Source organism: Flectobacillus sp. (assembly GCF_049240685.1).
Taxonomy (GTDB): domain Bacteria; phylum Bacteroidota; class Bacteroidia; order Cytophagales; family Spirosomataceae; genus Flectobacillus.
On sequence record NZ_JBMLSD010000207.1, the window covers coordinates 1 to 8,191 of the forward strand.

Below are 8,191 nucleotides of genomic sequence, written 5' to 3' on the forward strand. Positions count from 1 at the left end.
CCCCCCGCCCCAAGCCATTCTTAAAAATTTCAGAAAAAAAATCACTGACTTTCGTCATTTTTTTTGAGAAAAATGTGGATAAATATAAACTTTTTCAATTTGTTTAGAGTTGTTCTAAATAAAGTATAGTATTTGAAAAATCCAATAATTAATTTTGTGCCTAAATTAAATAGGTGTTGTCTCCTGACAGATGAAAGAATACTTTCAAATGATAATCAGTAAGTTTTGATTGAGGAGGCCAATCCTACAACGTTTGTCATAGGTCAAATATCACTACCAAGAAAATGTTAAAGATAAATAACTTACAAGCCAAAATTGGTGAAAAAGAAATTCTGAAAGGAATCAATTTAGAAGTTAAAGCTGGTGAAGTTCACGCTATCATGGGACCAAATGGTTCGGGTAAAAGTACTTTAGCTTCTGTTTTGGCAGGTCGCGAAGATTATGAAGTTACAGGAGGTTCGGTAGATTTCTTTGGCAAAGACCTTTTGGATTTGGCTCCAGAAGAACGTGCTGCCGAAGGTATTTTCCTTGCATTTCAATACCCTGTTGAAATTCCAGGTGTTTCGACGACTAACTTTTTGAAAACTGCTGTAAACGAAATCAGAAAATACCGTGGTGAAGAGCCATTGGACGCAGTTCAGTTTTTGAAAATGTTTAAACAAAAAATGTCTTACGTAAATATCGACCAGTCTTTGTTGAACCGTGCGTTGAACGAAGGTTTCTCTGGTGGTGAGAAAAAGCGTAACGAGATTTTCCAAATGGCAGTTTTAGAACCAAAATTGGCCATTCTTGACGAAACTGACTCAGGTTTGGATATCGATGCACTTCGTATCGTAGCTGAAGGTGTAAACAAATTGAAATCACCAGACAACGCAACTATCGTGGTTACGCACTACCAACGTTTGTTGGATTATATCGTTCCAGACTACGTACACGTATTATATAAAGGTAGAATCGTAAAATCAGGTACAAAAGAATTAGCGCTTGAACTTGAAGAAAGAGGTTACGATTGGATTAAAGCTGAAGTTGACGCGGCTGAAGTAAGCGCTTAATTTTCGGTAATCTTTGAGGCGTTTTACTCAAAGGTAGTACAGTAACAATCTACCAATTATCAAATCATCGAACAAAATGAATAGTAATACTGATTTGAAGGCACAATTAATTGCTGACTTTAAAGATGCTGAAGGCAAAATGAATGGCGAGGCCAAAAGCCCGATTCATTTGGTGCGTCAGCAGGCTTTGCAAACCTTCGATCAATTGGGTTTCCCAACAATCAAGCATGAAGAATGGAAGTATTCGAACGTAAAAAACTTGGTAAATGAGTCTTTTACATTTAATGCTCCATCAAACTTTAGTGCTGCTGATGTAGAACAAATGGCTATTCCAAATTTGGATGGCAATATTTTATATTTTGTTAATGGTGTTTACAACCCTACATTAAGTACCATTGTAAGCCCTTCAGACGAGGTTATCATTCTTCCATTGGCGGAGGCTATCAAGTCGCATGCCGATATTATTGAAAAGTATTTCAACCAATATGCTGATTCTGCTGATAATGCTTTTACCGCTGTAAATACTGCTTTTGCTAAAAATGGTGTATTTATTTACGTACCAGAGAAAAAAGTGGTAGAGCAACCAATCATCTTGCGTTTTATTGCAGATGCTCGTGAAACAAACGTAGCTGCACAACCACGCAACTTGATTGTAGTAGGTAAACGTGCCGAGGTCCAAGTAGCAGAAGCATATCGCTCGTTTGGTGACAAGTTGGCTTTCACTAACGCTGTGACCGAGGTTTACGTAGCAGAAGAGGCAAACGTACACTATTATAAAGTACAAAACGAAACAGACCAATCGTATAATATTGGTACCACTGCGGTATATCAAGAAGGTCGTTCAGTATTTACGGCAAACACCGTAACTGCAAATGGTGGTTTTGTGCGTAATAACCTCAATATCAAAATTGATGGCGAATATGCCGAAGCTAACATGTTTGGTTTGTACATTCCAAACGGAAAACAACACGTAGATAACCACACAGCTGTTGACCACGCCAAGCCTAATTCGAACTCAAACGAATTATATAAAGGTATCTTGAAAGATAAGTCAACGGGGGTATTCAACGGTAAAATCTATGTAAGACAGGATGCGCAAAAAACAAATGCCTTCCAGTCTTGCAAAAACGTGTTGATTTCAAACGATGCAACGATGAATACGAAGCCTCAGTTGGAGATTTGGGCAGATGATGTGAAGTGTTCACACGGAACAACTACTGGTCAATTAAACGATGATGCTTTGTTTTATATGCAAGCGCGTGGTATCTCTAAAGATTCTGCTCGTGCTTTGTTGATGTTAGCATTTGCACAAGAAGTAATCGACAAAATGGAAATTCCAGCTATTAAAGAATACTTGGAAGGCCTTATTGTTGAGAAAATATATCAAGCGTAAGATTGATCTTAAAGAAAAATCAGAACTGTGTCGGGTATTAAGTAGGTATGAGTGTTCAATTATGAGTTGTAAATGTAAGTTTTTAATTATCTATGATTAAAGATTTTTATTCATAATTCACAAACTCTACATTCATAATTCAAAACTTATTCCCCGACACTCTTATTTTAGTAGTGATAAAAAATTAAGTTGATTTTGAGGCAAGTTGTTGGTTATTAATTACTTAAAGCGGGTAGTCGTACCAAGTATGATTTAATCAAACGAAGAGGTAAGATATTGATAATTAAAATTTCACCTTTACAACTCATAATTCAACACTAATTCATAACTCCTACTTTTTTAGGTACTATGCAAATCAAACTGGTTCAATCACATGAAGATTTGCTTCGATGCTTTCCTGTAATACACGAGCTACGACCACATCTTACCGTAGAGCGTTTTGTGGAAATGTATGAGCAAATGCAAAAGGAGTCCTATCAAATCGCTTTTGTCGAAGAACCAAATCAAGAAATTTGGTCAGCCGTAGGATTCCGATGTATGAATCTGTTTTATGCTGGCAAAATTATCTATATCGACGACCTCAGTACATTGCCCCAAGCCCGTGGAAAAGGCCGAGCCAGTCAGCTCTTAGATTTTATCAAACAGTATGCTATCGAACTAGGCTGTGACGCCATTCATCTCGATTCGGGTCATCAGCGCCACGATGCGCATCGTTTGTATCTTCAAAAGAAATTTAGAATTGCTAGCCACCATTTTATTATTGAACTTCCCAAAAACACGTAACTGCCATGACACTCACCGAGATTGTAGATATTCAAAAAATCAGAGCAGACTTTCCTGTACTAGATCAAGAAATCAATGGGAAAAAATTAGTGTATTTTGATAATGCGGCCACTACTCAAAAGCCTATTACTGTTATCAACGCACTTAAGCATTATTATGAATTTGATAATGCCAATATTCACCGTGGGATTCACACTTTGGCCGAACGTGCTACACGTGATTTTGAAGCTACTCGTGAAGCAGTACGTAAATTTTTGGGAGCAGCCTCGACCGAAGAAATTATCTTTACTTCTGGTACTACCAATGGTATCAATTTAGTAGCGAGTACTTACGGACGTAAGTTTATCAAAGAAGGTGACGAAATCATTATCTCAGGACTAGAGCACCATTCTAATATTGTACCTTGGCAAATGCTATGTGAAGAGAAAGGTATTACGCTCAAAGTAATTCCAGTAAACGATCGTGGTGAGTTGGATATGGAGGTATACGACCAATTACTTTCTGAAAAAGTAAAATTGGTTTCGGTAAACCATGTATCAAACGCCTTGGGAACGATTAACCCAGTAAAAGAAATTATCGCCAAAGCACATGTGGTAGGAGCAGTTGTGATGATTGATGGTGCACAGGCAACGTCTCACTTAGACATTGATGTTCAAGATTTAGACGCAGATTTTTATGCGTTTTCAGCACATAAATTGTACGGACCAACAGGCGTTGGTGCTTTGTACGGCAAAAAAGCCTTACTAGAAGCCATGCCTCCTTATATGGGTGGTGGTGAGATGATTAAAGAAGTGACTTTTGAAAAAACTACCTACAACGAACTTCCTTACAAATTCGAAGCAGGCACACCCAATATTGCCGATGTTGTAGCGCTCAAAGCTGCATTGGAATACATGGACTCAATTGGTCGTGATAAAATTGCGGCTCACGAAGATATGCTTTTGCAATATGCTACTGAGCAATTATTACAAATCGAAGGTTTAAGAATGATTGGCGAGGCCAAAAATAAAGTTTCGGTTGCCAGTTTTGTGATAGAAGGCATTCACCCACAAGATATTGGCGTTTTGTTGGACAATTTGGGTATTGCAGTACGTACAGGGCATCATTGTACTCAACCTTTAATGAAACGTTTTAAAATTCTTGGAACTACAAGAGCCTCTTTTGCGGTTTATAATACAATTGAAGAGGTAGATCGTTTAATCGCGGGTCTTCACCGTGTGAAGAAAATGCTTGCTTAATTTCATAATTTATAGAAAGTGAATAAAATTTTAGGTATTCACTAGATGAATAAAAAATCAATGACAATCAACGAGATACAAGACGAAATTATCGAAGAGTTTGCACTTTTTGATGACTGGGCAGATAAATACGAATATATTATTGATATGGGAAAAAAGCTGAAAGGCTTACCCGAAGACCAAAAAACAGAAGATAATATTATCAAAGGTTGTCAAAGTCAGGTGTGGCTAAATGCCCACAAAGAGGGTGATAATCTAATATTTGAAGCTGATTCTGAGGCTGTAATTGTCAAAGGTTTGGTAAGTATGTTGATTAGAGTATTATCAGGGCATTCACCCAAAGAAATTGCAGAATCTGAACTTTATTTTATCGACCAAATTGGCATGAGTCAGCATTTGGCACAGACACGTTCAAATGGTTTGGTTTCGATGGTAAAGCAAATGAAAAATTACGCCATTGCTTATCAACTCAAATAATCATAGCATCAGAAAGGGCATTACTATCTTTCTATAAGCCACTTAACAAGTTTTTATCAAAACAATGACTGAGGTAGAATTAAAAGACGAAGTAATCACGGCACTCAAAAGGGTATATGACCCCGAAATTCCTGTGGATGTGTACGAATTGGGTTTGATTTATGATATCAAAATCTTCCCAGTAAATAATGTTTATGTATTGATGACATTGACATCTCCGTCTTGTCCTTCAGCAGAACAGATACCAGGAGAAGTAGAACAAAAAATTAGAGAAATAGATGGCGTTTCGGATGTGAGCGTCGAGCTAACTTTTGATCCTCCATATTCGCAAGATATGATGTCAGAGGTTGCAAAACTTGAATTAGGGTTTATGTAGTTGATGGCTTTAGGCAATTGGCTGTACCCTCATGAATGATATCTCAGCTACTTTTTATTAAAGAAATTCCAAATTTTTAAATTTGTTTATAAGTAATTATGTATCCAGAACATTTAGTGGCTCCAATGAGAGCTGATATCGTAGAAGGTGGTTTCAAAGAATTGAAATCAGCAAGTGAAGTAGATTCAGTGATGACAGAAAAAGGTACGACCTTGGTGTTTATCAACTCGGTTTGTGGTTGTTCTGCTCGCACTGCTCGCCCGGGTGTGAAAGAGGCGGTTTGGAACTCAGCCAAAAAACCAGATCATTTGTATACTGTGTTTGCTGGGGTTGACCAAGATGCTACTGCAAAAGTACGTGAGTATTCATTGCCTTATGCTCCATCATCTCCATCGATTGCACTTTTCAAAGATGGTGATTTGGTTCATTTTGTTGAGCGTCATCACATCGAAGGTCGTTCGGCTGAGATGATTGCTGCTCACCTTGAAATGGTATTTGATGAGTTTTGTTAATTGGTGATTCACCAAAACAAAAAATCCCCAAAGTCTGACTTTGGGGATTTTTTGTTGTAAAAGATTTTTACTTTTTCTGATATTGCTCAATAATTCGATAAATCGCTTTTTGAGTTTCTAAATTTTTGAAATATTCAAACATGATTTCATGCCCATTAAAATTGAGAATCAAGCCAGTTTCTAAGTAATTAAAAGCCTCTCTATATTTTCCTGCCTTAATCAGATAAATCGATGCCCGATAATATAACTCGGATTCTTCGGGTAGCTCGTCGATGGCACTCAACATTAGGTTGGCAGCCTCGTCATAATTGCCTTGTTCGTGGTTCAATACCGACCATTTTATCCAAGCTTCTGTGTTTTGAGGGTCAAGCTCAGCGGCTTTTTGATAGGCCTCCACGGCAGATACCAAGCTCCCAAGGTTGGCTTCTGCATCGGCTAATGCGAGCCAATAGTATGTATTATGCTTGTTGAGTTCAATAGATTTTTTAAGAAAATGGATGGCTTCAAACCATTTCTTTTTTTCACAAAGACAAATACCCACTCCAAAATACCCATCATCCCAGAGAGGGTCTAATTTGATGGCATCTTTATAATAATGCATGGCCTCATCAAAACGCTCTTGACGCTCGATACTTGCTCCTAAACAACAATAGACCTCAGGGCTTTTTTCTTCATGTTCTAAACAATAGCGATAACATTCTTCAGCTTTGGCCCAATTGGTAAGGTTCATGTAGGCATTTCCCAAATTGAAATAAGCCGATGCAAAATCATCTTGAATCGCCACCGCATACTCGTATGCATTGGCGGCTTCCTCAAATCTTCCTAATTTGGAATAGGCAATACCAATGTTGTACCAAGCATTCGATGAATAGGGATCATTGTCGATAAAGCTCTCATAATAGGGCAAACTTTCCTCTAGTTTGCCTGTAACTTCCAAGCTATTAGCCAATTCATACAAGGCATTTTCATTATTGGAGTTTTCCTCAATGGCTTGTTTGAAGGCCGCAACAGCATTGTGATGGCGCCCCCAACTCTGATAAGCCAAGCCAATGTGATAATATACTTCATCTTTGTCCTCAGCTTGCTCGAGTGTCTCTGTCAAGGTAGCTATGGCTGCTTGGTAATCTCCTTTTAGGCTATAAATGGTTCCTTTCAAAAAGATAATATCGTTGTCTGAAGGATTAAAAAGTTCGGCACGCGCCAAGATATCTAAAGCTTGCTCATATTCACCAAGGCTGGAACAAAGTTCAGCTTTGCATAGCATCAGCTCCACCGAATAAGGATATTGCTCCAAAGCAATTTCACAAGCTTGGGCAGCCTCTTCGAATTTTCCTTCTTCCATATAATGCTCTACAATTTGCTCAAAAGTATCTAAGTCGAAAAAAGAGCTCTCGGCACGTTTTAACATCGATTCAAAACGCCTTACCGATTGGAGAACATCTTCATGACGGTCTTCAAAGTCTTGTTCCATAATGTTTATAAATTGGATAAGATACAATTAATACGAGGTGGTTATTACGTTTCTGAATCTAACAATTTCTAATAGCCAAAAAATGTTAGTGGTTAATAGGGGAACACTCTCCTCAATTGTTGAATAACGACTTATTGCTAAGATAAGATTTTATTTTCAAAATCGCAAACGAGATTTGCTCCTCTAAAGGATTGAAATTACAACTCTATTTATTTGTATTTTTTTAAGATAAAATTGTTTTAATCTGAATGGGTATTCTTTTAATTGAATGAATAAAAACTAAATCGAATAACGTTTTTCGGCGCTAAAGAGACTCGTGAGAAACCTTGTCTAATAGCCTACGATGATAATTGATTTGACCAAGATGATACGTAAGATGAGTTGTTAGATGAATTAATAAATAGCCTGTTGATGTTTTTTGTTCAAAAACTAATTGTGGATATTCCTCTTCCAATGCCTCTTCTGGTAACGTAATTAGGCTATTTTTGACGATATCGAGGGTTTCGGTAACTCGATTGAGTAATTCGTTTTTGGATAAACCTTTTTCAGAAAATTCCAAGGGTCTATTTCTGATATATCCAGTTTTACCTATTTCTGCTCCGATGTAAGTATTCAAATTACCAATAAGATGAAGTACCAAGTTTCCTGCAGAATTGTTGATTTGAGGTGCTACCAACCACAAATGTTCATCCTGAGAATATTGAACTATTTCGGTTTTGAGTTTTTGCAAATCTCTTTCAAAAAGCTGGATTAAACTGGGGATTACATTCATGATTCGGGATTGGTCGTGTACGAAGGATTCTAAAAATGTCTACTTCTGATATCGGATTTTGAAAGTGTAAGTTTCTATATTTTGTAAAAAATAATGGTATTTTACATTATTTCCTAA

Annotated in this window: 9 protein-coding genes; 7 read left to right on the plus strand and 2 right to left on the minus strand. The window is 37.3% G+C overall.

What is annotated here, in order from left to right:
* Nucleotides 1-284: 284 nt before the first annotated feature.
* From sufC to ACOVQ4_RS09565, 7 genes are all read left to right on the plus strand, one after another.
* Nucleotides 285-1,052, plus strand: a complete 768-nt coding sequence (gene sufC / locus ACOVQ4_RS09535; RefSeq protein ID WP_095160363.1) for a Fe-S cluster assembly ATPase SufC — start codon at nucleotides 285-287, stop codon at nucleotides 1,050-1,052.
* 76 nt (nucleotides 1,053-1,128) lie between these two features.
* Nucleotides 1,129-2,445 carry a Fe-S cluster assembly protein SufD gene (sufD, locus tag ACOVQ4_RS09540; RefSeq protein WP_421820421.1) on the plus strand — a complete coding sequence of 439 codons (1,317 nt, stop codon included), beginning with the start codon at nucleotides 1,129-1,131 and terminating at the stop codon, nucleotides 2,443-2,445.
* A 348-nt stretch (nucleotides 2,446-2,793) separates the two neighbouring features.
* On the plus strand, nucleotides 2,794-3,228 hold the full coding sequence (locus ACOVQ4_RS09545) for a GNAT family N-acetyltransferase (RefSeq protein WP_421820422.1): 435 nt from the start codon (nucleotides 2,794-2,796) through the stop codon (nucleotides 3,226-3,228).
* 5 nt (nucleotides 3,229-3,233) lie between these two features.
* Nucleotides 3,234-4,466, plus strand: coding sequence for a SufS family cysteine desulfurase (locus ACOVQ4_RS09550; protein ID WP_421820423.1), 1,233 nt, complete (start codon nucleotides 3,234-3,236; stop codon nucleotides 4,464-4,466).
* 60 nt (nucleotides 4,467-4,526) lie between these two features.
* On the plus strand, nucleotides 4,527-4,943 hold the full coding sequence (locus ACOVQ4_RS09555) for a SufE family protein (RefSeq protein ID WP_421820428.1): 417 nt from the start codon (nucleotides 4,527-4,529) through the stop codon (nucleotides 4,941-4,943).
* Nucleotides 4,944-5,007: 64 nt separating this feature from the next.
* Nucleotides 5,008-5,319 (plus strand): SUF system Fe-S cluster assembly protein, encoded by a 312-nt coding sequence (locus tag ACOVQ4_RS09560; protein ID WP_421820424.1) that lies wholly within the window; start codon nucleotides 5,008-5,010, stop codon nucleotides 5,317-5,319.
* A gap of 98 nt (nucleotides 5,320-5,417) precedes the next feature.
* Complete coding sequence (locus ACOVQ4_RS09565; protein WP_421820425.1) at nucleotides 5,418-5,831, plus strand: BrxA/BrxB family bacilliredoxin; 414 nt, start codon at nucleotides 5,418-5,420, stop codon at nucleotides 5,829-5,831.
* 67 nt (nucleotides 5,832-5,898) lie between these two features.
* On the opposite strand, the gene ACOVQ4_RS09570 is transcribed toward ACOVQ4_RS09565, so the two are convergent.
* Nucleotides 5,899-7,302: a tetratricopeptide repeat protein gene (locus ACOVQ4_RS09570; protein WP_421820426.1), complete on the minus strand. Its 1,404-nt coding sequence runs from the start codon at nucleotides 7,300-7,302 to the stop codon at nucleotides 5,899-5,901.
* Nucleotides 7,303-7,606: 304 nt separating this feature from the next.
* The gene (locus ACOVQ4_RS09575) at nucleotides 7,607-8,074 is read right to left on the minus strand and encodes a DinB family protein (protein WP_421820427.1); all 468 of its coding nucleotides are present in this window, start codon (nucleotides 8,072-8,074) and stop codon (nucleotides 7,607-7,609) included.
* Nucleotides 8,075-8,191 lie beyond the last annotated feature (117 nt).